This window comes from Pseudomonas sp. CFII68, assembly GCF_000416195.1.
GTDB classification, from domain to species: Bacteria; Pseudomonadota; Gammaproteobacteria; order Pseudomonadales; family Pseudomonadaceae; genus Aquipseudomonas; species Aquipseudomonas kilonensis.
Genome location: NZ_ATLN01000076.1, coordinates 14,746 through 36,488 on the forward strand (window position 1 = coordinate 14,746; position 21,743 = coordinate 36,488).

The window sequence follows — 21,743 nt, forward strand, 5'->3', positions numbered from 1 at the left end:
CAGCCTCGTTGCACTCGACAGCTCCTACACGGCTGCTACACAGCATTTACGGCCCTGCGAGTGCAAGCTCCCTCGCCACGGGGGACAGCGCGGCGGCGAATCGAGAAACGATCCCCCAACGCGCCGCCAACTCAGGACGTTATACTCCCGGCTAAATTTTGAACTCAACCTACAAGGATTCGCCCATGAAAGCGTTCGGCAAAATCCTGGGTCTGGTACTTCTCGGGCTGTTGCTGATCATTGTGGCCCTGGGCTTTGCCCTGAGCCACCTGTTCGATCCCAACGACTACAAAGAAGAGATCCGCCAGATAGCCCGCGACAAGGCCCACATCGAGCTGACCCTCAATGGCGACATCGGCTGGAGCCTGTTTCCATGGCTGGGCCTTGAGTTGCACGACGCCAGCGTCGCAACCCTGGCCAGCCCAACGCAGCCTTTCGCCGAGCTGCAGATGCTCGGTCTTTCGGTACGGGTGATACCGCTGCTGCGCCGGGAAGTACAAATGAGCGATGTGCGGGTCGAAGGCCTGAACCTGCGACTCAACCGTGACAAGAACGGGCACGGCAACTGGGAAGACATCGGCAAGGCGCCAGCCTCCGCGACGACGGCGAACACCCCGGCACCGGCCGAGCAACCGGCCCCGCCCACCGGCCCCCCGGCAGAAAAACCTGCCCAACCGACCCGCCTGGACATCGACAGCCTGACCGTGAACAACGCCCGGGTCGAATACACCGACGAGCAGACCGGCAAGCTGTACACCGCCGAGAGCATCCAACTGAGCACCGGCCCGGTCCACGACTCCACCAACATCCCGGTGACCCTGACCGCCTTCCTGTCCAGCAACCAGCCGGCCGTGCGCGTACGCACCGAAGTGACAGGTGAACTGCGCTTCGAGCGTGCCCTGCAGCGCTACAAGTTCGAAGACCTGAAACTGTCCGGCGAAGCCACCGGCGACCCCTTGCAGGGCAAGACCCTGAATTTCGCCGCCCAAGGCCAACTGTTCCTGGACAAGGCGGCCAACGTCGCCGAGTGGACCGGCATCAAACTGTCGCTCAATCAACTGCGCGCCCTGGGTGAACTGAAGGTCAACGACCTCGACAAGACCCCGCAATTGAATGGCGGAATATCGATCGCCCAGTTCGACTTGGCGAAGTTCGTCGACAGCGTCGGGCAGAAACTCCCGGACATGGCCGAAGGCAGCCTGAGCAAGGTCGAGCTGTCCAGCCGCATTGCCGGTACGCCAACCAGTGTCGAGCTCAACGACATCAACCTGAAAGTGGACGACAGCAACTTCAGCGGTCGCATCGCCGTGGAGGACTTCGCCAAGCAGTCCCTGCGCGCGCAACTCAAGGCCGACACGTTCAACGTCGACCGCTACCTGGCGCCAAAGTCCGCCGAAGCCGACAGCTCCAAGGCCGCCCGCGAAGCCGAAGTCAGCAACACCGAAGCCAGCGCCATGGCCGGTGCCGGCAGTACACCGCTGCCAAGCGCCCCGACCCAGGGTGCCTGGAGTAACGATCGATTGTTTCCGGTGGAACGCCTGAGCAAGCTGGACCTCGATGCCGACCTGACCTTCGGGCAACTGACCCTCGATAAACTGCCGATCCAGAACGCTGCGCTCAAGGCCTCCGGCCGGGGCGGCCTGCTGACCCTGGAGAACCTGCGAGGCGACCTGTACAGCGGCAACTTCGAAACCAAGGGCACCCTGGACGTGCGCCAGCCTACACCACAGTTGAGCCTGCAAACGCGCATCAACCGGGTCCCTGCCGAGAAGATCATCGAAAGCCAAGGCAAGAATCCACCGGTCAAAGGCCTGGTCACCGTCAACAGCGCGATCACCGCCAGCGGTAATAGCCAGAAAGCCCTGATCGACAGCCTCAACGGCACCGCCGGGTTCGTCATCAACGATGGCGTGCTGCTCAATGCCAACCTCGAACAGCAATTGTGCAAAGGCATCGCCACCCTCAATCGCCAGACCCTCAGCGGTGAACCCCGGGGCAAGGACACGCCGTTCCAGCAACTCAACGGCAATCTCACCTTCAACAATGGCGTTGCCCACAACCCGGACCTGAAAGTCCGCATCCCCGGCATGACCGTCAACGGCAACGGCGACATCGACCTGCGGGTATTGGGCATGGATTATCGCATCGGCGTCATCGTCGAAGGCGACAAGAGCGATATGCCCGACCCGGCCTGTCAGGTCAACGAACGCTACGTCGACGTCGAATGGCCGTTGCGCTGCCGCGGCCCGCTGGAACTGGGCGCCAAGGCCTGCCGCCTGGACAACGACGGGCTGGGCAAGGTCGCGGCGAAACTGGCCGGCGACCGTCTCGGCGACAAGATCGATGAGAAGCTGGGCGACAAGGTCAGCCCCGAACTCAAAGATGCGCTCAAGGGGCTGTTCAAGCGATGAGAGCCGAGCAGTTTTCCACCGCCGTACTGGACTGGTTCGACCGCCACGGGCGCCACGATTTGCCCTGGCAACAAGCCATCTCGCCCTATCGGGTGTGGGTCTCGGAAATCATGTTGCAGCAGACCCAGGTCAGTACCGTACTCAACTACTTCGACCGGTTCATGGCCTCGCTGCCCACCGTCCAAGCCCTGGCCGCTGCGCCAGAGGACGAAGTGCTGCACCTGTGGACCGGGCTGGGTTATTACACCCGTGCGCGCAACTTGCAGAAAACCGCGAAAATCGTCGTCGAACAGTACGGCGGCGAATTTCCCCGGGACGTGGAGAAACTCACTGAGTTGCCGGGGATCGGTCTCTCCACCGCTGGCGCCATTGCCAGCATCAGCATGGGCCTGCGGGCGCCGATCCTCGATGGCAACGTCAAGCGGGTGCTGGCGCGCTTCACCGCCCAGGAAGGCTACCCAGGCGAACCCAAGGTTGCGAAACAGCTGTGGGCCACCGCCGAGCGCTTCACGCCACAGGACCGCGTCAACGCCTACACCCAGGCGATGATGGACCTGGGCGCCACGCTCTGTACCCGCAGCAAGCCCAGTTGCCTGCTCTGCCCGCTGAAGCAAGGCTGCGAGGCCCACATGCTGGGCCTGGAAACCCGCTACCCGATTCCCAAGCCTCGCAAGGAAGTGCCCAAGAAGCGTACTTTGATGCCGATGCTGGCGAACCACGAAGGCGCGATCCTGCTTTACCGTCGCCCTTCCACGGGGCTGTGGGGCGGTCTGTGGAGCCTGCCGGAGCTCGACGACCTCGACGACCTGCAGCACCTGGCCCTGCAACACTCGCTGGAGTTGGGCAGCCAACAGGAGATGCCAAGCCTGGTACACACCTTCAGCCACTTCCAGTTGGCGATCGAACCCTGGCTGGTCCGGGTCCGGGAAACCGGCCATCACGTGGCCGAGGCCGACTGGCTCTGGTATAACCTCGCCACCCCGCCGCGCCTGGGCCTTGCCGCCCCGGTCAAAACCTTGCTCGAACGCGCGGCCGCCGTAATGAACGCAGGAGAGTTGCAATGACCCGCACCATCATGTGCCGCAAGTACAAAGAAGAACTCGAAGGCCTGGAACGTGCGCCGTTCCCGGGTGCCAAGGGCCAGGACATCTACGACCACGTCTCGGCCAAGGCCTGGGCCGACTGGCAGAAGCACCAGACCCTGCTGATCAACGAAAAACGCCTGAACATGATGAACGCCGAAGATCGCAAATACCTTCAGGGCGAGATGGACAAGTACTTTTCCGGCGAAGATTACGCCAAGGCCGAAGGCTACGTACCGCCATCCGAATAAGCTGTTCAACACGGGGGCGGATCGTAAGCGACGGTAATAGTTAAATATTTTTTGAAAACTTGCTTGACGCCCCCCTGAAAAACCCGTTTAATGCGCCCCGTTGCCCAGATAGCTCAGTCGGTAGAGCAGGGGATTGAAAATCCCCGTGTCGGCGGTTCGATTCCGTCTCTGGGCACCAAATACCGAAAACCCCGATCAAGCAATTGATCGGGGTTTTTTATTGTCTGCGCTTCCTTGCGCTACCCGCCGGATCTCTTTTGGGCAGCCCCAGCCCCGATGGACCAGTCAGCATAAGTGTTGCGGCGCGTTTCCTTCTTTGATCACCGCATCGCGAGCGATTAACCTCTTTCCTCACGCCGATCTGATGGGCTCTCCCATTCGGGGTCGAATTTGCGCCACACGCAGTGAAGATTTGCGTCATACGCAGAATCTGCGTAATACTGCCCCCAACAACTAACCCTCGTGACCGGTGTGGCCTGACCATCTGGTTGGAGGGGGAAAAAGCCGGCGCAAGCCGGTTTTTTCGTTTCTGGAGCATCAGATATGCAGGGATCGCTCGAGCTCGAACCTCTGCGCACCCGTGTCTACATCGATGGCTACAACTTCTACTACGGTTGCCTGAAGGGAACCGCGTACAAATGGCTCGATCCGCTGTCACTTTTTGAAAAACACGTCCTGCCATCTGTGCTGGTCAAGGACAATGACGGCCTCGTCAAACAATCAGCCCTGCTTGCCTCCCCCTCGATAAAATTCTTTACAGCCAAAATCATCGAGACCGTGGCACGAGCACAGGACTCCGTCTCGTCTCAAGCCCGCTATCACACCGCCTTGCGTAAGCTATACGACGAGCGTATCGACTTGGTGGAGGGCTACTACGCGGTCAACAGGATGAAGGTGAAAGTTATCGATGCCCGTCATCCAAATCGCGCCCCTCGTAAATGTGAGGAAATCCAGGCCTGGAAAGTTGAGGAGAAGCAGAGCGATGTGAACCTGTCTCTGCACGCATATCACGATGCGATTACCGGGGCGATTGATCATGCAGTGTTTGTCACGAACGACACCGATATCGCCCCGGCTCTCCAGATGATTCGCAAACACACGACGGTCAGGGTGGGTGTCGTTATCCCTACGTCCAACCACGAACGAATCCCTAACACCGAGCTAGCCGACACGGCTCACTGGGTGCGTACTCATATCACCCACGCGGAGCTTGCCGCCTGTCAGCTACCTCGAGTAATCCCCGGACGAAAGGCAACGGTAAAACCAGAATCCTGGTATGCACGTCCCGATTTATTACAACAGGTCCTCGAATTGGTTATTCCCATCCGAGGTAATCGCGGTAAAGCGTTCAAATGGATGGAGCAACCCAACGTCCACTTGGACGGCCACAGTCCTATCGAGTTGGTAGAAACCGAGAAGGGAGCCCAGCAGGTATTGAGCTATATCCATCGCTGGATGGCTCATCAAGCCAAACTCCAAGACCGTATGTAGACGTCATCAGCATCAGGAGGACATCTGCCAAAGTATCTGTTGCCGGCGACTTCTTCCTCTTCCACACAGACTCAGCTACATTCGCCCCTCACTCCCCCTCCCACAAACAGACGAGTCGACATGGACATCACCGGCATCCTCTTTGGCACCACCGATTGGTCAACCATCGAGCCCACCGAACACAAAGGTGTCACTGGAACCGCGTATTGGCGCACCCAGCAGTTCGGGAACATTCGCGTGCGGATGGTGGAATATACGCCGGGGTACCTGGCCGACCATTGGTGCACCAAGGGCCACATCCTGTTTTGCCTCAAGGGCGAGCTCAATACTGAACTCGAAGACGGTCGGCAATTTTTGCTCAAGCCCGGCATGAGCTACCAGGTCGCCGACCAGGCCGAACCCCATCGTTCCTCCACTTCATCGGGGGCTACGCTCTTCATCGTGGATTGAGATTCGAAGCGTGCGCGTTGAAGCTGTAGGATAGATGGCCTTATCCATCAGGAATCCGACCATGTCATCGGCGAACAAACAGCAGAAGCGCAGCCAGCGCGCCAAGGCGAAAGCCAAGCAGAACCGTACTAAGCGTGCTGCTGCGCCGAACGATTTCCTCGACCCGAACGACGAGCGCATCGACCTGGAAACCGTGGACCTATCGGACATGTTCCGACTCATGGGCGCTGCCGAAAAGATCAGCCAGCAGGCCATGTGCATCGCCTTCCTGGGGCATCCACTGCTGGAGTTGGTGCTGGAGCAGGAAGGAGAGGAAGAAGCGACCGACTTCATCTTTACCGCATTGATCGAATACCGCCGCTTGACCACCGGTGTGGATGAGCAGACCGCGCTGGATTGGGTGGAAAGCAAGCAATTCCAGGCCGATTATGTGGCTGCATCCCAGGCACTGGCGCAAGGTAAGGTCTGACTGTCACCCGCCAAGCGCTTTGTGGCGAAGGGGTTCGCAGTGGCTGACAGGCTGCGGGAATAGTTCCTACAAGCCAAGGTCAACCAACATGGGACGGCGTCATACCCGTCCTGCGTCAATCAGCTATTTTTCCTCCCAAGCAATCAGCCCCGTCCGGCATCATCGAAACGACGCCTGGAGCATCCTTGCGGTCCGCCCCCTCTCAATGGCTGGATACTGCGATGACGCCACTGCTGCCTCAAGATGACCCACAGCTCGCCCCCTTGATCAACGAACTCGGCGAGCTGATTCGCCAGGCACGCCAGAAGGTCCTGCGTGCCGTCGATACGCTCCAGGTACAAACCTGCTGGCAGATCGGCCGGCACATCATTGAATTCGAACAGGGCGGCGCCGAACGGGCGGCCTATGGGACACGGCTGCTGCCGTCACTGGCGAAAGTGCTGACGGCGCGGTTCGGGAAGGGATTTGATGAACGCAACCTACGGCACATGCGAGACTTTTATCAGAAGTTCCCAATTTGGAACGCAGTGCGTACCGAATTGAGCTGGACCCACTACCGCACGCTTTTGCGCGTAGAACACGACGTCGCCCGTCATTGGTACATGAACGAAGTGGCCATTCAAAACTGGTCCACCCGCGCCTTGGAGCGCCAGATCGGCAGTTTCTATTACGAACGCTTGCTGGCCAGCCGCGACAGGCCTGCGGTGGAGCAGGAAGCCGGCACCCATATCAAGGAGATGAACCTCGGCCCCCGGGACATCGTCAGGGATCCGGTGGTTCTGGAATTCCTCGGCCTGCCCAACGCCGGCACGCTACTGGAAACGGACCTGGAGCAGGCCTTGATCGACCAGCTACAGGGTTTCCTGCTTGAGCTGGGGAAGGGCTTCGCCTTCATTGCCCGCCAACAACGCATCAGCACCGAAAGCAAAGACTTCTACATCGACCTGGTCTTCTACAACTACCTGCTCAAGTGCTTTGTGATCGTCGATCTCAAACGTGGTGAGCTCAGCCACCAGGACATCGGCCAGATGGATATGTATGTACGTCTCTACGATGATCTCAAGCGCGGCCCTGACGACAAACCTACCGTGGGCGTCATTCTCTGTGCGCGCAAAGACGACTCGGTGGTGCGTTATTCCGTGTTGCAAGGCCATGAACAGTTGTTCGCCAGCCAATACCAATTGGTGCTGCCCACGGAAGAAGAGCTGCGCAACGAGCTGGATCGCGAACGGGCGCGCCTTGAAGACGTGACAGCCGACACCCGATAACCGCCTTTAGTGTGTTTTTTCAGCAGCGCCTACCCCAAGAACGCTATCCTGCACGTCACCGGCCGCAGCCCATTCCTCCCCAATCCAGGTGTTGCGGACCTCCCCTAACGAATTGGAAACCGAAGCCCAATGGCCTCACTGAACAAACAGCAAAAACGCGCCAAGCGCGCCAAAGACAAAGCCAAACAGATCCGCATGACCGGGCGCAAATCGATCCCGATGTATGGCGACCCGGCCCACGCCACCGCCCAGCCGCCGGTCTACGTGCTGGAACTGTTCGCCAAACTGCGCGAAGCCGAGGCCATCAGCCGCAGTGAAATGCTCGATACGCTGCTCGCATCCCTGAGCGTGATGATCAATGAGCGCCCAGGCCTGCTCGACCTGAAAAACGCCGAAAATGAAAGCATGGCGGCGACCAACCTGGCCGCCGACATGCTGGTGGACTACCGCATGTGGGTCGATGAAATGGACCGCGAGACCGCCCAGCGCTGGCTCAGCACACCGGAGTTCATCAAGGACTTCAGCGAGGCGCTGGACCGCTACCGCCAGACCCTGGAAGAACCCGCCAGCGAATAAGCCGGCCGGCTATTCGTCACTGTTCCAATGGAACACCAGGTTGCGCGCGGCCCCACTGCCTACCTCAGCAGTGTCGCGCCGCGCCTCACCGTTGCGCGTCGCCACCACGTTGTACTTGCCCGGCGGCAGTTGCACATAAACCAGCGGCCCGGCCTCATCCAGCGTCAGCAGCGTTTGCCCCGACGCGTTCTGGACGGTGACCTCCACATCCGGGATGTATTTGTTTTCCGGGCCAACCGCGAATGTCATGTGCAAGTTGTAACCCTGGGCCTGCCCGATGGCCCGGGCTTCATCCTCACCGATACCGCCCGACAGGTAAGTGATGCCGTTCTGCTGCATGGGTTGGACCTGCACGCCGGTGTTGTCGATGGGCGCGAGGTTGGTGGCGTTGAGGGCGATGGGGAACAGCAGGATGCTGATGGCAACGAAAGGCAACAACAAATGGTGGAGGGATTTCATGATGGAAACTCCCGCTCTCTGGAAAAAACCAATTGAGGCTTCTTGTGTGATTATTAATCGTCCACATGGGTTTAGACCGATTGGAACTCGCCCACACTGCGGATTGGAATAGAGGAATTCAGATAATCCCCTCCCAGGACAATAAACAGGCACAACACGAACGCTCATCCGGTTAACCCTTCCAACCCCCGCCCAAAGCTGGCACCATCGCGCCTTTTTTTACGCGACTCCCCGGACTTTTTATCGGTAACCAGGTTCAAACGGCCGTTCGGTTGTTGATGGCGCGACAGTCTGCTGCGCCGATGCGACAACCTGCCGCACATCACCGGTTTACCGCCCGTAGCGCTGTTGGCTGCCATTCGGACGCATGCTAGCTTGGCCGCCTCGCCAAGGAAGGCAGCCAACAGCAAGGGAGCACATACCATGAGGACCGCACATGGCCCAGGCCACGCCCGCGCTTGAAATCCGCAACCTGCACAAACGCTACGGACAGCTGGAGGTGCTCAAAGGCGTCTCGCTGACCGCCCGCGACGGCGATGTGATCTCGATCCTCGGATCCTCCGGGTCCGGCAAGTCCACGTTCCTGCGCTGCATCAACCTGCTGGAAAACCCTAACCAGGGCCAGATCCTGGTGGCCGGCGAAGCGCTCAAGCTCAAGGCCGCAAAGAACGGTGAACTCGTGGCCGCCGACGGCAAACAGATCAACCGCCTGCGCAGCGAGATCGGTTTTGTCTTCCAGAACTTCAACCTTTGGCCGCACATGAGCGTGCTCGATAACATCATCGAAGCGCCGCGCCGGGTGCTGGGCCAGAGCAAGGCCGAAGCCGTCGAAGTGGCCGAAGCGCTGCTGGCCAAGGTCGGTATCGCCGACAAACGCCACGCCTACCCGGCCGAACTGTCTGGCGGCCAGCAACAACGCGCGGCCATCGCCCGCACACTGGCGATGCAGCCCAAGGTGATTCTGTTCGACGAACCCACCTCCGCCCTTGACCCGGAAATGGTTCAGGAAGTACTTAGTGTGATCCGCGCCCTGGCCGAAGAAGGACGCACCATGCTGCTGGTCACCCATGAAATGGGCTTCGCCCGTCAGGTTTCCAGCGAAGTCGTGTTCCTCCATCAAGGCCTGGTCGAGGAGCAAGGATCGCCACAGCAGGTCTTCGAGAACCCGCTTTCGGCGCGCTGCAAACAATTCATGTCCAGCAACCGCTAACGGAGCAGTACAGATGCAGACCTACAAGAAATTCCTCCTGGCCGCAGTTGCCGGCCTGGTCTTTTCGGCCAATGCCATGGCGGCGGAAAAGCTGAAGATGGGCATCGAAGCGGCCTATCCGCCGTTCAACAACAAGGACGCCAGCGGCCAGGTCGTGGGGTTCGATAAAGACATCGGCGACGCCCTGTGCGCCAAGATGAAAGTCGAGTGCGAAGTGGTCACTTCCGACTGGGACGGCATCATTCCCGCCCTGATGGCCAAGAAGTTCGACTTCCTGATTTCTTCGCTGTCGATCAACGAAGAACGCAAACAAGCCGTAGACTTCACCGACCCGTACTACTCCAACAAACTGCAATTCATCGCACCGAAAAACGTCGATTTCAAAATCGATAAAGCGTCTCTCCAGGGCAAGGTCATCGGTGCACAACGCTCCACGCTCGCCGGCACCTGGATGGAAGACAACATGGAAGGCGTCGAACTGAAACTCTACGACACTCAGGAAAACGCCTACCTGGACCTCATCTCCGGCCGCGTTGACGCAATCCTGGCGGACAAATACGTGAATTACGACTGGCTGAAAACCGACGCTGGCCGTGCTTACGAATTCAAAGGTGACCCGGTGGTAGAGGGCGACAAGATCGCCATCGCCGTGCGCAAGGCCGATCCACTGCGTGACCGACTGAACGCAGCGCTGAAAGAAATTGTTGCCGACGGCACCTATAAAAAAATCAACGACAAGTACTTCCCGTTCAGCATCTATTGATCCTGACGTGCCTGGCTGGCGCCCGCTATTGCGCGGCGCCCACCCTTAGCAAAGCCTGCCGCGATATGAACACACACCCATGATGATCGATCTCTACGGATTCGGCCCAGCGCTCGCCGCCGGCGCGCTGATGACCGTCAAGTTGGCCCTTTCTGCCTTAGGCCTGGGGCTGGTACTCGGCCTGCTCGGTGCCCTGGCCAAGACCTCGCCATACAAGTCGCTGCAATGGCTGGGCGGCACCTATTCGACACTGGTTCGCGGCATCCCGGAATTGCTCTGGGTGCTATTGATCTATTTCGGCACCGTCAACCTGATGCGCGCCTTGGGTGAATACTTCGGCAACCCCGACCTTGCCCTCAACGCCTTCGCCGCCGGGGTCATTGCCTTGGGCCTGTGCTTTGGCGCCTACGCCACGGAAGTGTTTCGCGGCGCGATCCTGGCGATTCCCAAGGGCCATCGCGAGGCCGGCGTCGCCCTGGGCCTGTCGAAATGGCGGATCTTCACCCGATTGATCATGCCGCAGATGTGGCGCATCGCCCTGCCCGGCCTGGGCAATCTGTTCATGATCCTGATGAAGGACACCGCGCTGGTCTCGGTGATCGGCCTGGAAGAAATCATGCGCCATGCGCAAATCGGCGTGACCGTGTCCAAGCAACCGTTCACCTTCTATATGGTCGCAGCCTTCATGTACCTGGGGCTGACGGTGCTCGCCATGATCGGCATGCACTTGCTGGAACGACGCGCCGCCCGTGGATTTACCAGGAGCACCCAATGAACTGGGACGTCATCATCAAGTGGCTGCCGAAGCTGGCCCAAGGCGCCACACTGACCCTGGAGCTGGTGGCCATCGCCGTGATCGCCGGGCTGCTGCTGGCGATTCCGCTGGGTATCGCCCGCTCTTCGCGCCTGTGGCAGGTGCGGGCATTGCCCTACGCCTACATCTTCTTTTTCCGTGGCACGCCGCTGCTGGTCCAGCTGTTCTTGGTCTACTACGGCCTGGCGCAATTCGATGCCGTGCGCAGCAGCGCGCTGTGGCCGTACCTGCGGGATCCGTTCTGGTGCGCCACGGCCACCATGACCCTGCACACCGCCGCCTACATCGCCGAGATCTTGCGCGGCGCGATCCAGGCCATCCCAAAGGGCGAGATCGAAGCCGCGCGGGCCCTGGGCATGTCGCGGCCCAAGGCGCTGTTCTACATCATGCTGCCCCGCGCCGCGCGCATCGGCCTGCCGGCCTACAGCAACGAAGTGATCCTGATGCTCAAGGCCAGCGCCCTGGCGAGTACCGTGACCTTGCTGGAACTCACCGGCATGGCCCGCACCATCATTGCCCGGACCTATATGCCGGTGGAGATTTTCTTCGCGGCCGGCATGTTCTACCTGCTGATGTCCTTCGTCCTGGTACAAGGTTTCAAGCAACTGGAACGCTGGTTGCGCGTCGATGCCTGCCAAGGACGCTGACAGCGACGTCCTGACGGGCGAGGCACTGCTCGCCCGCTTCACGGCGTTGGACGTTTTTCTTACAGCGCAACAGGCACTGTGGAAACCGCGTCCGTTCACCCATCTGCAGTTGCCTTGGGAAACGTCTCACCCGGAATTGGCCCAATGGTTACGCCGGCGTTCACTGGAAGCGGCGGAAAACGATCATCACCAGCCGTGGTTGATGGAAGACGCACCAGCGCCATTCCCGGAATTGGCCGCTACCTCTCGCGCATTGAGCGCTGTCGCAGCATTGCCCGCCAGCACGCTCGAAGCGCCACGCCATCGCCTCAACGTCGATGTGCCCGGGCGCAAATGGCAGCAGATCGAAGCCTTCGCCAGTCGCCTGCACTTCACCACCCAGCCGACTCACTGGCTCGATTGGTGCGCCGGCAAAGGCCACCTCGGTCGACGCCTGCTGCACGGTGAGCAACAACTGACCTGCCTGGAGTACGACCCCGCACTGGTCGCCAGCGGCCAACAACTGAGCCAGCGCCATCACCTGCCCGCCACGCACCTGCAACAAGACGTACTAGCGGCAGACGCGGCCCTGGCGCTGCATCCAGGACACACCCCCGTGGCCCTGCACGCCTGCGGCGACCTGCACGTGCGCCTGATGCACCTGGCCAGCGCAGCTGGCTGTGCACAACTGGCTATCGCGCCATGCTGTTACAACCGCATCAGCAGCGAGCGTTATCAAGCGTTGTCCGATGCGGCCAAAGGCTCAGCCCTACAGCTATCACTCGACGATCTCGGCCTGCCGCAGACCGAAACCATCACCGCTGGCGCGCGCGTAAGAAGACAACGGGACCAATCCATGGCCTGGCGCCTGGGTTTCGACCTGCTGCAACGGCAAATCAGAGGGTGCGACGATTACCTGCCCACTCCCTCATTGCCCAGCGCCTGGCTGGAAAAATCCTTCGCCCAGTACTGCACCGATCTGGCGGCTCTGAAAGACTTATCCACAGTCGGCACGCCGGATTGGCTCGCCCTGGAAGCAGCGGGCCATAAGCGCCTGGCCGAGGTGCGTAACCTGGAGTTGCTGCGAGGCCTTTTCCGACGGCCACTGGAGCTTTGGCTGGTGCTGGACCGAGCACTTTTCCTCACGCAAAAGGGCTATGACGTTCGCCTTGGCACCTTCTGCGAAACCCCGCTGACGCCGCGCAATCTGTTGTTGTTGGCAGAGCGTTACTGAGACGAAACAGCCTGTGGATAACTCTGTTGATGAAATAAACCTGGATCCAAGAAATCCGTGATTTCCTGACCGAATCAGCATTGGTCATTTTTTGTTCATATGGATAAAAAACCATGAAAACAGGCATTTGCGACGAAACGCGAAAGCGGTCACAAAATCGCAAGATGCCCAGCGCCTCATCCTGCCCGTTGTGCATAAGCGTCTAAGCAAAACGACATAACCGCCGAATTCAGTGCTGCTCCGCGCCAGTAATCGCGTCACCGGTGCAGGCCTACTACGACGCACTGTGCAACGCCCCGACGACATCAACCTGCAATGCGTGGCCGGTGAAAACGCCGACAGCCTGAGCTTCTACACCATCGTCGACACGGGCCAGTCCATGCTAGAAACTAGCGTCGCCCAACAGCATCGTGATGCCGGCATGGACCGTGCGCACCCAGACGGTCCGCACCCTGGCCGCCATCGGCGAACAATGCGCCCAAGACCGCCCCATCCACTTCCTGAAAGTCGACGTCGAACGCCACGAAGAGATCGTCCTGCGCGGCATGGACTTCAGCCGCTGGCGCCCCTGGATCATCCTCATCGAAACTCTATGGGCCCGCGACCAAACCTGGGAAACCCTGGTGACCGGTGCCGGCTACCAAGCCATCCTGTTCGACGGCATCAACACCTACTACCTCGCCGAAGAACACCTGGCCCTCAAACCCGCCTTCGACATCCCCCCGTGCAACCTCGACGGCTTCCAACTCTGCAAAGGCCACAAATTCAGCCACCCCGTCGACGAAACCGACCGCCAACTCAGCGCCGCCCAGCAACGGCCTGAACAGGCCTAAGCCGAACTCCACGCCATGCAAAATAGCCACATCTGGCGAGCCCTGAATAAACTGCGCAACCTGCTGCACCGCGCCTGAGCCGGACCTGCGCAAAAATAGTCAGAATTCAGGGGTTTACAGAACGCACCCAATCGCTATAATCGTCGCCCACACGCCGGTATAGCTCAGTTGGTAGAGCAACTGACTTGTAATCAGTAGGTCCCGGGTTCGACTCCTGGTGCCGGCACCATACAAGGTTCCAGAGAAGGCTTTCAAAATCTCTGGAACCCCCGAAAAACCCGCCTTCTGGCGGGTTTTTTCGTTTTGGAGATCCCCTGGCTCCCTCACATGCAGTTTGCGATTTCTTGAAACGAATCCGGGCTCCAGCCTGCCGCCCATGCCAATCCAGCTACGGTATAGTCCCGCCCATCCTTGGCGAATATGCCAAGACCAGTTTTCAGGATTAAGGGAACCTTGGATGGGCGGTAAACCGAGGCCTGATCCTTCTATTGTCAGCGGTTTCAGAGTCGCGTATGTAGAGGGTGGCCGTAAGTATTACTTTGATGCCGTAGAGCAACGATACTACTCATGGGATTCGCTTCACGGCGAGTTTGAAGTCTTCGACCGACGTGGCTTTCACCTGGGTTCGGTCTGCCCTGAAACCGGGCTTGCTTTGAAACCTGCCGTCCGCGGACGAAGGATCAAACCGAACTGAGAGGTTCATATGAATTTTGTAGAGCTTTGCCTTAAAGGCGATGTGCTGGAAGAAGAGATCGATCGATTCGTCGAGGACTGGCACGAGGGCCGTCAAGGTGCCGACATGCAACTGCATGAATACCTGGGCATGAAGTGGGAAGAGTACCAACTGTGGTCAACCACCCCGTCTGTCTTACCCTTTGTATTGACTGCCCACAAGTACGGCACTTCTCTTAAGGACCAACTCGATCAAGACAAATTTGCGATTGCTGCACGCGCACGATCGGTCGCTGAAGCGACCAAAGTCGAAGCCTGGCTACGCAGCGTGGGCAAGATCTAGTGACCCCAGAAGAAAAAATGGCCAGTCGCGTCCTGGCTATCCGCAAGCTGACACCACCTTACGATCTGGAACAGCTAGCCTCTGCCTATGGAGAGCTTGAATACCTTGAACTACCGTTCGGCGTGGACGGAATCACTATTGGTATTGGTGCTGCTACCAAGCCTCGCATCCTGATCAACTCAAGCGCACCTGCTACCCGTCGAAAATTTACACTGGCCCATGAAATCGGGCACGTAGTTATCCCATGGCACACAGGCACAATTGTCTCTCATCTGGAGAACCGGGAAGTTGATGCTGCCTACAGCCAAATGGAGACCGAAGCCAATCGCTTCGCGGCAGAGCTGTTGATGCCATCTGACTGGTTGCGTGAGGCATTCAAAGCCGCATCCAGTGTGGAGCAATATTTCCGCTCGGTCCTTACCCAGGCCGGGGCATCCAAAGAAGCAACATTCAATAAAATATTACGCCCGCTCCCGCAGCCTGTGATTTGCGTGCAAGTGGACAGCACTTCCAGAGTTCTCAGCAGGCGAAGATCCCAAACGGCGCCGTATCCTCCAGAACGAAACGCCGAAGTCAGCAGCGAAACCTTTCAGACAGACTGTCGTTTCGAAAGCTTTGAAATAGACGGCCAGTTTTACATGAGCTGGACTTTCATCGGCCGCGACATACGGGAAATCGACAAAAGGCCGTGGCGGGAAGTCTTCAACCAAATCCTGCATGACACTGGCACTCAGGGATATTTGCAGAACATGAACGGCATTCTTGCTGCTGCTTACGGAAAAAACAAAGCGCTCGACGAGGCAGAAATCTGCGGAGCCGTCATTCGAGCATTCACAAGATATGAGATGTTCGATGTGGTGACTGAGCACCCTCTGTTTGAACAGTTTGTGATCAAACGGGTGAGGGAACTGAAACTGCGGGGTTGAGTGATCAGACAGGCGTAGAAAAGATCTGGCAAAGCGCTGTCGTTGACAGCAACCCAGGTAGCAGAACCTTTAAGGCTACGCCACACGGTGATGGTTCTCCCAAAGTGCGATTAGCGTCCGGCGGCTTTAGTCTGCTGGGGCAGTTAAAGAAGGACTGCTTCACGCCCAGCGGGAGCAAGCTCCCTCGCCACAGGTTCACCCTGTCCCTGGCCCAAACAATTTGCGGCGTATTCATCTAATCAACTCCCCCGCCGATAGCCTCAGATAAGAGCTTGGCCTGTCCCAAGGCTCGGTTGGCGCTCGACTACACTTTCCCAGAATTCCCCCCGCTCCAAGGAGCAGTAAGCAATGAAGATCCGCACCAAGGTCATAGGCTCGGGGTTGGTCAGTCTTTCTTTTGCGCTGTTGCTCGGCGGTATCGGGTTGTGGGGTTATCACTCCATGACCGAGGCCCTGGTGCAGAACGAGACCAGTATTTCGGCCATGCGCAAGCACATGGAGGCGGACATGATGCACGACGCCATTCGTGCCGATGTGCTCGCCGCTCTGCTGGTGAAGCCGGGGGATGCCCAGGGGGCGAAGGAGGTGCTGGAGGCATTCGATGAACATACGCAGCGGATGCGCAAGGTCATCGCCGAAAACGCCGAGGCGAAGTTGCCGGGGGATGTCGCCAAGGCGATTGTCGAGCTCAAGCCACAGGTCGAAACCTACATCGATAAAGCCAAGCAAGTCATCGGCAAGGCCCTGAACGGCGCCCAGGATGGCCTGGCGTTGCGGGCGGAGTTCGACGGGGCGTTCTCGGCGTTGGAGGAGCGCAACGAGGCGGTGAGCGAACTGATCGAGAACCAGGCGCAGTCATCGCGCGAGCATCAGGACCGAAGCATTCACACCTCGGAGCGCTGGCTGATCGTGACGTTGCTGGCCACCTGCGTGGCGCTGGCGCTGTTGTCGTGGAGCCTGCTCAAGGCGGTGCTTACGCCGCTGAACAAGATCATCCTCAATACCCAGGCGATTTCCCAAGGGGATCTGCAGCGCTCGATGGGGGCCCAGAGCAAGGATGAGCTGGGTCAGTTGCAAGGTGTGATCGAGCAGATGCAGACCAATCTGCGGCAGATGATCGCTACGATCCGCGGCCAGAGCGATGAGTTGCACGGCACGTCCCGGGATTTGGGCGATACGGCGCGGCAGATTGTGTCCAGCGCCGACCAGCAGGCCCAGAGCGCGACCAGCATGGCAGCGAGCATGGAGCAGATGATGGCGAATATCAGCCAGATCCATCAGCACGCCGACAGCGCCCGGACGATTTCGGCACAGTCCGAGCATTTGGCGAGCAGCGGTGGCCAGGTGATTCTCGGCGTGGTGGAAGGCATGAACCGGATCGCCGAGGTGGTCAACCAGTCGTCCAGCAAGATCACGGCGCTGGACGCGTCGTCCGAGGACATTCATTCCATCATCCAGGTGATCAAGAGCATCGCCGAGCAGACCAACTTGCTGGCGCTCAACGCCGCCATCGAAGCCGCCCGTGCCGGTGAGGCGGGGCGTGGTTTTGCGGTGGTGGCCGATGAGGTGCGCAACCTGGCGGCGCGCACCACCCAGTCCACTCAGGAAATCACCGCGATGATCGAGCGCATCCAATCCAGCGCACGGGACGCGGTGGCGAACATGCAGGCTTGCGTCAGCCGCGTGGACGAAGGCGTCGACCTGGCCCAGCAGGCCGGGGTGTCCATCAGCGAAATCCGCACCGGTGCCCGGCATGCGGCCGAAGTGGTGGAGGAAATTTCCCAGACCATTGCCGAGCAATCCAAGGCCAGTGATGAGATGGCCCAGCGGGTGGAGTCGATTGCCGAACAGTCCCGTGAGAACACCCGCTCGATTCACACCCTGACGCAAACGGCGGATCAATTAAACAATGCGGCGGGGTCGATGCAGGCTTCGGTGCAGCAGTTCAAGATTTGATCAATCGGCGCTTTTGTGGCGAGGGCGCTTGCTCCCGCTGGGCTGCACAGCAGCCTCTACTTTCAATACTCACGAATTATTGAAAATTATGGCTGGGCAATAATTATTGCCCAGCCATAAAACACCCTAAAAGCCTGATTCACACCTGAGTCACCTCAAACACAAACGAAATCTCCCGCTTCTGGGCACTCCAGACATACCGAATGTGCTTGCCCTGCGTCGGAATCGAAACCGCCGGCGGGCGAAACGCGGCCACGCATTCGTGGCCGGGCAGGCGGACGCTGTTGTACAGCAGCCCCCACGACAAGGTTTCACGCAGCTGCCGGGCAAACACTTGGGACGGGCCGTAGGCGGTGGGGTCCGGGTTGTGGAGGTGGGGGTGGTCGTGGCGGATGTCGTGCAGGGGTTTGACGACCTTGTTGACGTAGGTGCGCATGGTCAATTCCAGGTCCGGCTCGTTGGTCGCGCCAAGGAATCGCGCCTGGTGGTAGCAGGTCTCGGCGATGGCAGCTTCCTGACTGCTGGCCGCGTAGTAGACACCGAAGGTGCCGTCGCTGAAGCGGCTGCTTTTGCCGATGTGGGTAAACGCCGCCATCACCGGCGAGGAGCCGGGCCCGGAAATGCGGTCCTCGGGGCGGACCCGGGACAGCACGCCGGCTTGTTCCATCAGCCGATCGTTGGTCAACGCTTCCAGGGCGTAGGCCGTGGGCAGGTCTTCGGGGTCGAGTACGTCTTCAAACAGCGAAATCGGCGGGAAGCTGCTGTTGACGATCCGATAGGCCCGTTTCCATTGCGGGTCCGCCAGTGGTGGCACCATTAACCGCGCACTCCGTCGAGGTATCGCCGCACATCGGCGATGTCCACCACTCGTCCGGTCAGCATGTAGGACAGCGCCGACTGGCCGTTGAACGGTGCCGCGGTGTTCGGACTGCTGACCCATTGATAAGCACGGTCCCGGCTATTGCTGAAGATAATGCTCAGCGCCTTGTGGATACCCATGAGGTAGGAAATGCGCTCCAGCGTATCGCGAGGCAACTTCACGTTTTCCGGCAACTGTTTGTATTTGTAGAAGGTCGTGTTTCCCACCTTGCCCAGCAATGTGCGCTGCTGTTCGACGCTGCAGCCCCAGAGCGCCATGAGGTTGAAGAAAAACTTCAACGCGACTCGACCCGCGTCCGGGGAGTCCAATTGTTGCTGTGCGTTGAGCGTGATGGAGGAAGTCGCCATGGGTTTGGGCTCCTTTGTCGCGGGGTGGTGCTTAGAGGATAGTACAGATATGGATTATTTTTAAGTTTTTATTCGCAAGTGGACTCCACAGATCCCCTATTTGAACAATTCGGCATGACTTCCCAAGTCAACAAACGTAACCAGGGGCGGGCGTAAGACTCACGCAGGATTTGTCGCAAGACAGTCCACCTATGACCCTGCTAACTGATCCCGACCAGCACCGACTGGGCAAAATCCCCAAATTCCGCATAAGCTCCAACCATCGCCTCCGAGCGTTTTTCGGCACAAAATCGCGACAATCGTGGCAAGGTGCATGATGATAGCCCGCATGCACTGCCTGGCCCGGACCAGGTGCACAACAATAGCGAGCCCACTTAAGCAGAGGGCATTACCTCATGGATAGCAGAACCCTACGCAACCTCATGCGTATCGTGCAGACCGGCTCGTTGTCGGCAGCGGCCGAGCATTCGTGCCTCACGGTGCAGGCGTTGGCGGCGCAGTTGAACAAGGTTGAGGAACAGTTCGGTTTCCGGTTGTTCCGACGCTCGAACAAGGGCCTGACGTTGACGAGCCAAGGCTCGGAACTGACCCCCTTCATGGATCAGGTGTTGGTTGCCACCCGGCAGTTGGAGGAGAAAGTCGCGGCGCTCAAGACGCCGCGACAGCGCACCCTCAGAGTGGCACTCAATACCACCCTGCCGGCGGAGTTCAACCGGCGGATGATCGACCGTTTGATCGCCGTGTTCCCCCAGTATCAGCTGGAATTCAGCTACGCCGAGTCGATGGAGAACCTGAGCAAGCTCAGGAACGAAGATTTTGACCTGGCGATCCTGATCGGGCAGCCGCAGGGCGGTTTTACCAGCATCACCATGCCGGATGTACAGGTGCGGGTGGTCGGCGCCCATTGTGGCGACGCAGACGATTCCCTTGGCTTGCTCGGTGACAAGTTTCAGGTGCGTCCGGCAGAAGAATGTCCGTATTCCCAGAGTTTCCTGCGTTTTCTCGATGCAGGCCTGGGCGAATATGGGTCGAGCCAGCGAATGGTGTATTCCTGCAGTGAAACGCTGACGTTGTCGTTGATCACGCAACTCGATGGCCTGGGGCTGGTATCCCGGGAGGCGGCGTTGCGCAACGGCCTGGCGATTTTCCCGGACTTCGAAGACTTCCTTGAGGTCCGCCTGGCGGTGAACAATTCGGAGCTGTCCGGCCAGGCGCTGCACGATGTAGTGGACCTGACGCTACAGGAACGAACCGAGCGCGATGTACGCCGCCGTGCCCACCGCCACACTGAGAAACAGGTTGCGGCTGAAATACGCACATAACAGCGTCGGTATCGCGGCATAGAATTCAGGGCGATCAAGTTGTATCTGCTGGTCCTTGATCAGCAAGGGGGTCAGGCTGATGGCAGCGACGATCGCCACTGGCAGGTATTCCAAGGCACGGGCGACGAAGGGCGGCCAGTGTTCGGTATTGATCTGCAACGGCAGGGCGCGCGGCAGGAAGGTCACGGCCATCATCAGGGCCACGACCAGGATCAGGAACGTTTGGTCAGGCATACGCCCACCCCGCAGCCAACGAACGTGGCAATGAAGACATTGAATGGCGAGCTGCCCAGCAGGCTCAGCCCGCCCATGCAGACGACAGCCGCCAGGGCCGCGATCAGTTTGTTGCGGGTGTTGCACAACGAAACCAGCACATAGAGCATCATCGCGGTCAGGGCATAGTCGAGCTGGTATTTGATGAGGTGCGCCGCGTATTGCGCGCACACGGCGCCGAGCAAGCCACCGAGCACCCAGGATGTGTGGCAGAACAGGTTGAAGCCGATCAGGTAGCGCACGCTCACCGGTGCCCCGCTGCCGAGCTTGACGCTGTGGAACGCGAACGACTCGTCCGTCAGCCCCGCCGCGTAGCACCAGCGCTCGAAACGGCTGAGCCCCAGCGCACGCAGGGCTTTGGCCATGTAGACCGACATCAGCATGTGCCGGGCATTGATCAGGAACGTGGTGAGCACGATGGTGGTCAGCGACGCGCCGCTGGAAATCAACGCCAGCGCGGCGAATTGCGCAGCGCCCGCATAAACGAACAGGCACATCGCCACCGGCAGCCACAGGGGCAGCCCGGCGTTGACCGCCATCAGACCGAACACAAACGAAACCGTGAAATAACCCGCTACCACCGGACTGGCTTCAGCAAAGGTACGCGAGGCTTGTGGTTCGACCGCCAGCGGTTGGCTGGAAGTCTTGTTCATAAATCCCTCTCGAAGGTGATTTCACCCCGGGGCTCACAGAACCCCTGGGCGGCCCAGAAACGCTTGCCGGCCAGATTAGCATCATCGACGAAAAGGAACATGCGCAGCACTCCGACCCGCTTCATGTCAGCCGATGCGGCTTCCACCAGGCGCTGGCCCAGGCCTTTGGTGCGATGCTGCGGGCTGACCGCCAAGTGATTGATCGTGCCACGGGTACCGAGCATGCCGCCGATCACCGCGCCCACGACTTCACCGCTCGCATCGATGGCCAGGTACGCGGTGGTGGTTTCCTGCAACAACACACCGCGCAAGAATCGGGCGTCCTGCCATTCGCAGAACGACACTTCGTCGAAACCGCGAAAGAACCGCTCCAGTCGCTCGGCGTCCCGGATCATGGTCCGGCGCAACAGGACCTGCTGCGCCGGGTCGTCCAT

24 protein-coding genes, 2 tRNA genes and 1 pseudogene are annotated in these 21,743 nt (G+C 59.4%); 21 read left to right on the plus strand and 6 right to left on the minus strand.

The features are described from left to right. Nucleotides 1-185 precede the first annotated feature (185 nt). The 9 genes from CFII68_RS15245 (at nucleotide 186) to CFII68_RS15205 (ending at nucleotide 7,998) form a co-directional block, all read left to right on the plus strand. The gene (locus tag CFII68_RS15245; RefSeq protein WP_018606328.1) at nucleotides 186-2,411 is read left to right on the plus strand and encodes an AsmA family protein; all 2,226 of its coding nucleotides are present in this window, start codon (nucleotides 186-188) and stop codon (nucleotides 2,409-2,411) included. Next, nucleotides 2,408-3,475, plus strand: coding sequence for an A/G-specific adenine glycosylase (gene mutY, locus CFII68_RS15240; protein WP_003196816.1), 1,068 nt, complete (start codon nucleotides 2,408-2,410; stop codon nucleotides 3,473-3,475). The genes CFII68_RS15245 and mutY overlap by 4 nt, the downstream gene beginning before the upstream one ends. Further along, nucleotides 3,472-3,744, plus strand: a complete 273-nt coding sequence (locus tag CFII68_RS15235; protein ID WP_003196814.1) for an oxidative damage protection protein — start codon at nucleotides 3,472-3,474, stop codon at nucleotides 3,742-3,744. The genes mutY and CFII68_RS15235 overlap by 4 nt, the downstream gene beginning before the upstream one ends. A gap of 102 nt (nucleotides 3,745-3,846) precedes the next feature. Next, nucleotides 3,847-3,922 (plus strand) — tRNA-Phe (locus CFII68_RS15230). Between the two features lie 365 nt (nucleotides 3,923-4,287). Then, nucleotides 4,288-5,235: an antitoxin Xre/MbcA/ParS toxin-binding domain-containing protein gene (locus CFII68_RS15225; protein ID WP_018606334.1), complete on the plus strand. Its 948-nt coding sequence runs from the start codon at nucleotides 4,288-4,290 to the stop codon at nucleotides 5,233-5,235. 120 nt (nucleotides 5,236-5,355) lie between these two features. Further along, nucleotides 5,356-5,685 (plus strand): DHCW motif cupin fold protein, encoded by a 330-nt coding sequence (locus CFII68_RS15220; RefSeq protein WP_018606336.1) that lies wholly within the window; start codon nucleotides 5,356-5,358, stop codon nucleotides 5,683-5,685. A gap of 61 nt (nucleotides 5,686-5,746) precedes the next feature. Beyond that, nucleotides 5,747-6,154, plus strand: a complete 408-nt coding sequence (locus CFII68_RS15215) for a hypothetical protein (protein WP_014336090.1) — start codon at nucleotides 5,747-5,749, stop codon at nucleotides 6,152-6,154. A 221-nt stretch (nucleotides 6,155-6,375) separates the two neighbouring features. Further along, entirely contained in the window at nucleotides 6,376-7,422 is a 1,047-nt protein-coding gene (locus tag CFII68_RS15210) for a YhcG family protein (RefSeq protein ID WP_018606340.1), read from the plus strand. A gap of 129 nt (nucleotides 7,423-7,551) precedes the next feature. Continuing rightward, the gene (locus CFII68_RS15205; protein WP_018606342.1) at nucleotides 7,552-7,998 is read left to right on the plus strand and encodes a hypothetical protein; all 447 of its coding nucleotides are present in this window, start codon (nucleotides 7,552-7,554) and stop codon (nucleotides 7,996-7,998) included. A gap of 9 nt (nucleotides 7,999-8,007) precedes the next feature. On the opposite strand, the gene CFII68_RS15200 is transcribed toward CFII68_RS15205, so the two are convergent. After that, on the minus strand, nucleotides 8,008-8,457 hold the full coding sequence (locus CFII68_RS15200; protein WP_018606344.1) for a carboxypeptidase-like regulatory domain-containing protein: 450 nt from the start codon (nucleotides 8,455-8,457) through the stop codon (nucleotides 8,008-8,010). A gap of 436 nt (nucleotides 8,458-8,893) precedes the next feature. On the opposite strand from CFII68_RS15200, the gene CFII68_RS15195 reads away from it, so the two are divergent. The 11 genes and pseudogenes from CFII68_RS15195 to CFII68_RS15155 all read left to right on the plus strand — a co-directional run bounded on the left by CFII68_RS15195 (nucleotide 8,894) and on the right by CFII68_RS15155 (nucleotide 17,834). Then, a complete protein-coding gene (locus CFII68_RS15195) occupies nucleotides 8,894-9,667 on the plus strand; it encodes an ABC transporter ATP-binding protein (protein ID WP_018606345.1) in 774 nt (257 codons plus the stop codon). Nucleotides 9,668-9,680: 13 nt separating this feature from the next. Then, entirely contained in the window at nucleotides 9,681-10,430 is a 750-nt protein-coding gene (locus tag CFII68_RS15190; RefSeq protein ID WP_018606347.1) for an ABC transporter substrate-binding protein, read from the plus strand. A gap of 79 nt (nucleotides 10,431-10,509) precedes the next feature. Beyond that, complete coding sequence (locus tag CFII68_RS15185; RefSeq protein WP_018606349.1) at nucleotides 10,510-11,205, plus strand: ABC transporter permease; 696 nt, start codon at nucleotides 10,510-10,512, stop codon at nucleotides 11,203-11,205. Continuing rightward, the gene (locus CFII68_RS15180) at nucleotides 11,202-11,891 is read left to right on the plus strand and encodes an ABC transporter permease (RefSeq protein ID WP_018606351.1); all 690 of its coding nucleotides are present in this window, start codon (nucleotides 11,202-11,204) and stop codon (nucleotides 11,889-11,891) included. The genes CFII68_RS15185 and CFII68_RS15180 overlap by 4 nt, the downstream gene beginning before the upstream one ends. Further along, entirely contained in the window at nucleotides 11,872-13,104 is a 1,233-nt protein-coding gene (locus CFII68_RS15175; protein ID WP_018606353.1) for a methyltransferase, read from the plus strand. The genes CFII68_RS15180 and CFII68_RS15175 overlap by 20 nt, the downstream gene beginning before the upstream one ends. A gap of 260 nt (nucleotides 13,105-13,364) precedes the next feature. Continuing rightward, a pseudogene (locus tag CFII68_RS0125960) lies at nucleotides 13,365-14,015 on the plus strand (FkbM family methyltransferase); the annotation flags it as partial. A 75-nt stretch (nucleotides 14,016-14,090) separates the two neighbouring features. Beyond that, nucleotides 14,091-14,166: transfer RNA gene (locus CFII68_RS15170), tRNA-Thr, on the plus strand. Nucleotides 14,167-14,394: 228 nt separating this feature from the next. Further along, nucleotides 14,395-14,631: a colicin E3/pyocin S6 family cytotoxin gene (locus CFII68_RS26730; RefSeq protein WP_018606357.1), complete on the plus strand. Its 237-nt coding sequence runs from the start codon at nucleotides 14,395-14,397 to the stop codon at nucleotides 14,629-14,631. A 9-nt stretch (nucleotides 14,632-14,640) separates the two neighbouring features. Beyond that, the gene (locus CFII68_RS15165) at nucleotides 14,641-14,952 is read left to right on the plus strand and encodes a hypothetical protein (RefSeq protein WP_018606359.1); all 312 of its coding nucleotides are present in this window, start codon (nucleotides 14,641-14,643) and stop codon (nucleotides 14,950-14,952) included. A 17-nt stretch (nucleotides 14,953-14,969) separates the two neighbouring features. Next, nucleotides 14,970-15,878: an ImmA/IrrE family metallo-endopeptidase gene (locus CFII68_RS15160; RefSeq protein ID WP_018606360.1), complete on the plus strand. Its 909-nt coding sequence runs from the start codon at nucleotides 14,970-14,972 to the stop codon at nucleotides 15,876-15,878. A 348-nt stretch (nucleotides 15,879-16,226) separates the two neighbouring features. Beyond that, entirely contained in the window at nucleotides 16,227-17,834 is a 1,608-nt protein-coding gene (locus CFII68_RS15155; protein ID WP_018606362.1) for a methyl-accepting chemotaxis protein, read from the plus strand. A 139-nt stretch (nucleotides 17,835-17,973) separates the two neighbouring features. Here the strand turns inward: CFII68_RS15155 and CFII68_RS15150 are convergent, their stop codons facing one another. Further along, nucleotides 17,974-18,651, minus strand: coding sequence for an RES family NAD+ phosphorylase (locus CFII68_RS15150; RefSeq protein ID WP_018606363.1), 678 nt, complete (start codon nucleotides 18,649-18,651; stop codon nucleotides 17,974-17,976). Then, nucleotides 18,651-19,061 (minus strand): MbcA/ParS/Xre antitoxin family protein, encoded by a 411-nt coding sequence (locus tag CFII68_RS15145; RefSeq protein WP_003196771.1) that lies wholly within the window; start codon nucleotides 19,059-19,061, stop codon nucleotides 18,651-18,653. The genes CFII68_RS15150 and CFII68_RS15145 overlap by 1 nt, the downstream gene beginning before the upstream one ends. Nucleotides 19,062-19,456: 395 nt before the next feature. Between CFII68_RS15145 and CFII68_RS15140 the strand changes: the two genes are divergently transcribed. Beyond that, nucleotides 19,457-20,383: a LysR family transcriptional regulator gene (locus tag CFII68_RS15140; RefSeq protein ID WP_033062614.1), complete on the plus strand. Its 927-nt coding sequence runs from the start codon at nucleotides 19,457-19,459 to the stop codon at nucleotides 20,381-20,383. On the opposite strand, the gene CFII68_RS15135 is transcribed toward CFII68_RS15140, so the two are convergent. The 3 genes from CFII68_RS15135 to CFII68_RS15125 are packed head-to-tail and all read right to left on the minus strand — an operon-like array spanning nucleotide 20,300 to nucleotide 21,743. Further along, a complete protein-coding gene (locus CFII68_RS15135) occupies nucleotides 20,300-20,617 on the minus strand; it encodes an AzlD domain-containing protein (RefSeq protein WP_018606370.1) in 318 nt (105 codons plus the stop codon). The two genes, CFII68_RS15140 and CFII68_RS15135, sit on opposite strands and share 84 nt — an antisense overlap. Then, a complete protein-coding gene (locus tag CFII68_RS15130; RefSeq protein ID WP_018606372.1) occupies nucleotides 20,596-21,309 on the minus strand; it encodes an AzlC family ABC transporter permease in 714 nt (237 codons plus the stop codon). Before CFII68_RS15130 ends, CFII68_RS15135 begins: the two co-directional genes overlap by 22 nt. Next, the gene (locus CFII68_RS15125) at nucleotides 21,306-21,743 is read right to left on the minus strand and encodes a GNAT family N-acetyltransferase (protein ID WP_018606374.1); all 438 of its coding nucleotides are present in this window, start codon (nucleotides 21,741-21,743) and stop codon (nucleotides 21,306-21,308) included. The genes CFII68_RS15130 and CFII68_RS15125 overlap by 4 nt, the downstream gene beginning before the upstream one ends.

Excerpts from the sequence above, each read along its gene's own strand:
- CFII68_RS15245 (WP_018606328.1), top strand. The coding sequence starts at position 186 with ATGAAAGCGTTCGGCAAAATCCTGGGTCTGGTACTTCTCGGGCTGTTG.
- mutY (WP_003196816.1), top strand. The coding sequence starts at position 2,408 with ATGAGAGCCGAGCAGTTTTCCACCGCCGTACTGGACTGGTTCGACCGC.
- CFII68_RS15235 (WP_003196814.1), top strand. The coding sequence starts at position 3,472 with ATGACCCGCACCATCATGTGCCGCAAGTACAAAGAAGAACTCGAAGGC.
- CFII68_RS15225 (WP_018606334.1), top strand. The coding sequence starts at position 4,288 with ATGCAGGGATCGCTCGAGCTCGAACCTCTGCGCACCCGTGTCTACATC.
- CFII68_RS15220 (WP_018606336.1), top strand. The coding sequence starts at position 5,356 with ATGGACATCACCGGCATCCTCTTTGGCACCACCGATTGGTCAACCATC.
- CFII68_RS15215 (WP_014336090.1), top strand. The coding sequence starts at position 5,747 with ATGTCATCGGCGAACAAACAGCAGAAGCGCAGCCAGCGCGCCAAGGCG.
- CFII68_RS15210 (WP_018606340.1), top strand. The coding sequence starts at position 6,376 with ATGACGCCACTGCTGCCTCAAGATGACCCACAGCTCGCCCCCTTGATC.
- CFII68_RS15205 (WP_018606342.1), top strand. The coding sequence starts at position 7,552 with ATGGCCTCACTGAACAAACAGCAAAAACGCGCCAAGCGCGCCAAAGAC.
- CFII68_RS15200 (WP_018606344.1), bottom strand. The coding sequence starts at position 8,457 with ATGAAATCCCTCCACCATTTGTTGTTGCCTTTCGTTGCCATCAGCATC.
- CFII68_RS15195 (WP_018606345.1), top strand. The coding sequence starts at position 8,894 with ATGGCCCAGGCCACGCCCGCGCTTGAAATCCGCAACCTGCACAAACGC.
- CFII68_RS15190 (WP_018606347.1), top strand. The coding sequence starts at position 9,681 with ATGCAGACCTACAAGAAATTCCTCCTGGCCGCAGTTGCCGGCCTGGTC.
- CFII68_RS15185 (WP_018606349.1), top strand. The coding sequence starts at position 10,510 with ATGATGATCGATCTCTACGGATTCGGCCCAGCGCTCGCCGCCGGCGCG.
- CFII68_RS15180 (WP_018606351.1), top strand. The coding sequence starts at position 11,202 with ATGAACTGGGACGTCATCATCAAGTGGCTGCCGAAGCTGGCCCAAGGC.
- CFII68_RS15175 (WP_018606353.1), top strand. The coding sequence starts at position 11,872 with ATGCCTGCCAAGGACGCTGACAGCGACGTCCTGACGGGCGAGGCACTG.
- CFII68_RS26730 (WP_018606357.1), top strand. The coding sequence starts at position 14,395 with ATGGGCGGTAAACCGAGGCCTGATCCTTCTATTGTCAGCGGTTTCAGA.
- CFII68_RS15165 (WP_018606359.1), top strand. The coding sequence starts at position 14,641 with ATGAATTTTGTAGAGCTTTGCCTTAAAGGCGATGTGCTGGAAGAAGAG.
- CFII68_RS15160 (WP_018606360.1), top strand. The coding sequence starts at position 14,970 with ATGGCCAGTCGCGTCCTGGCTATCCGCAAGCTGACACCACCTTACGAT.
- CFII68_RS15155 (WP_018606362.1), top strand. The coding sequence starts at position 16,227 with ATGAAGATCCGCACCAAGGTCATAGGCTCGGGGTTGGTCAGTCTTTCT.
- CFII68_RS15150 (WP_018606363.1), bottom strand. The coding sequence starts at position 18,651 with ATGGTGCCACCACTGGCGGACCCGCAATGGAAACGGGCCTATCGGATC.
- CFII68_RS15145 (WP_003196771.1), bottom strand. The coding sequence starts at position 19,061 with ATGGCGACTTCCTCCATCACGCTCAACGCACAGCAACAATTGGACTCC.
- CFII68_RS15140 (WP_033062614.1), top strand. The coding sequence starts at position 19,457 with ATGGATAGCAGAACCCTACGCAACCTCATGCGTATCGTGCAGACCGGC.
- CFII68_RS15135 (WP_018606370.1), bottom strand. The coding sequence starts at position 20,617 with ATGCCTGACCAAACGTTCCTGATCCTGGTCGTGGCCCTGATGATGGCC.
- CFII68_RS15130 (WP_018606372.1), bottom strand. The coding sequence starts at position 21,309 with ATGAACAAGACTTCCAGCCAACCGCTGGCGGTCGAACCACAAGCCTCG.
- CFII68_RS15125 (WP_018606374.1), bottom strand. The coding sequence starts at position 21,743 with ATGGACGACCCGGCGCAGCAGGTCCTGTTGCGCCGGACCATGATCCGG.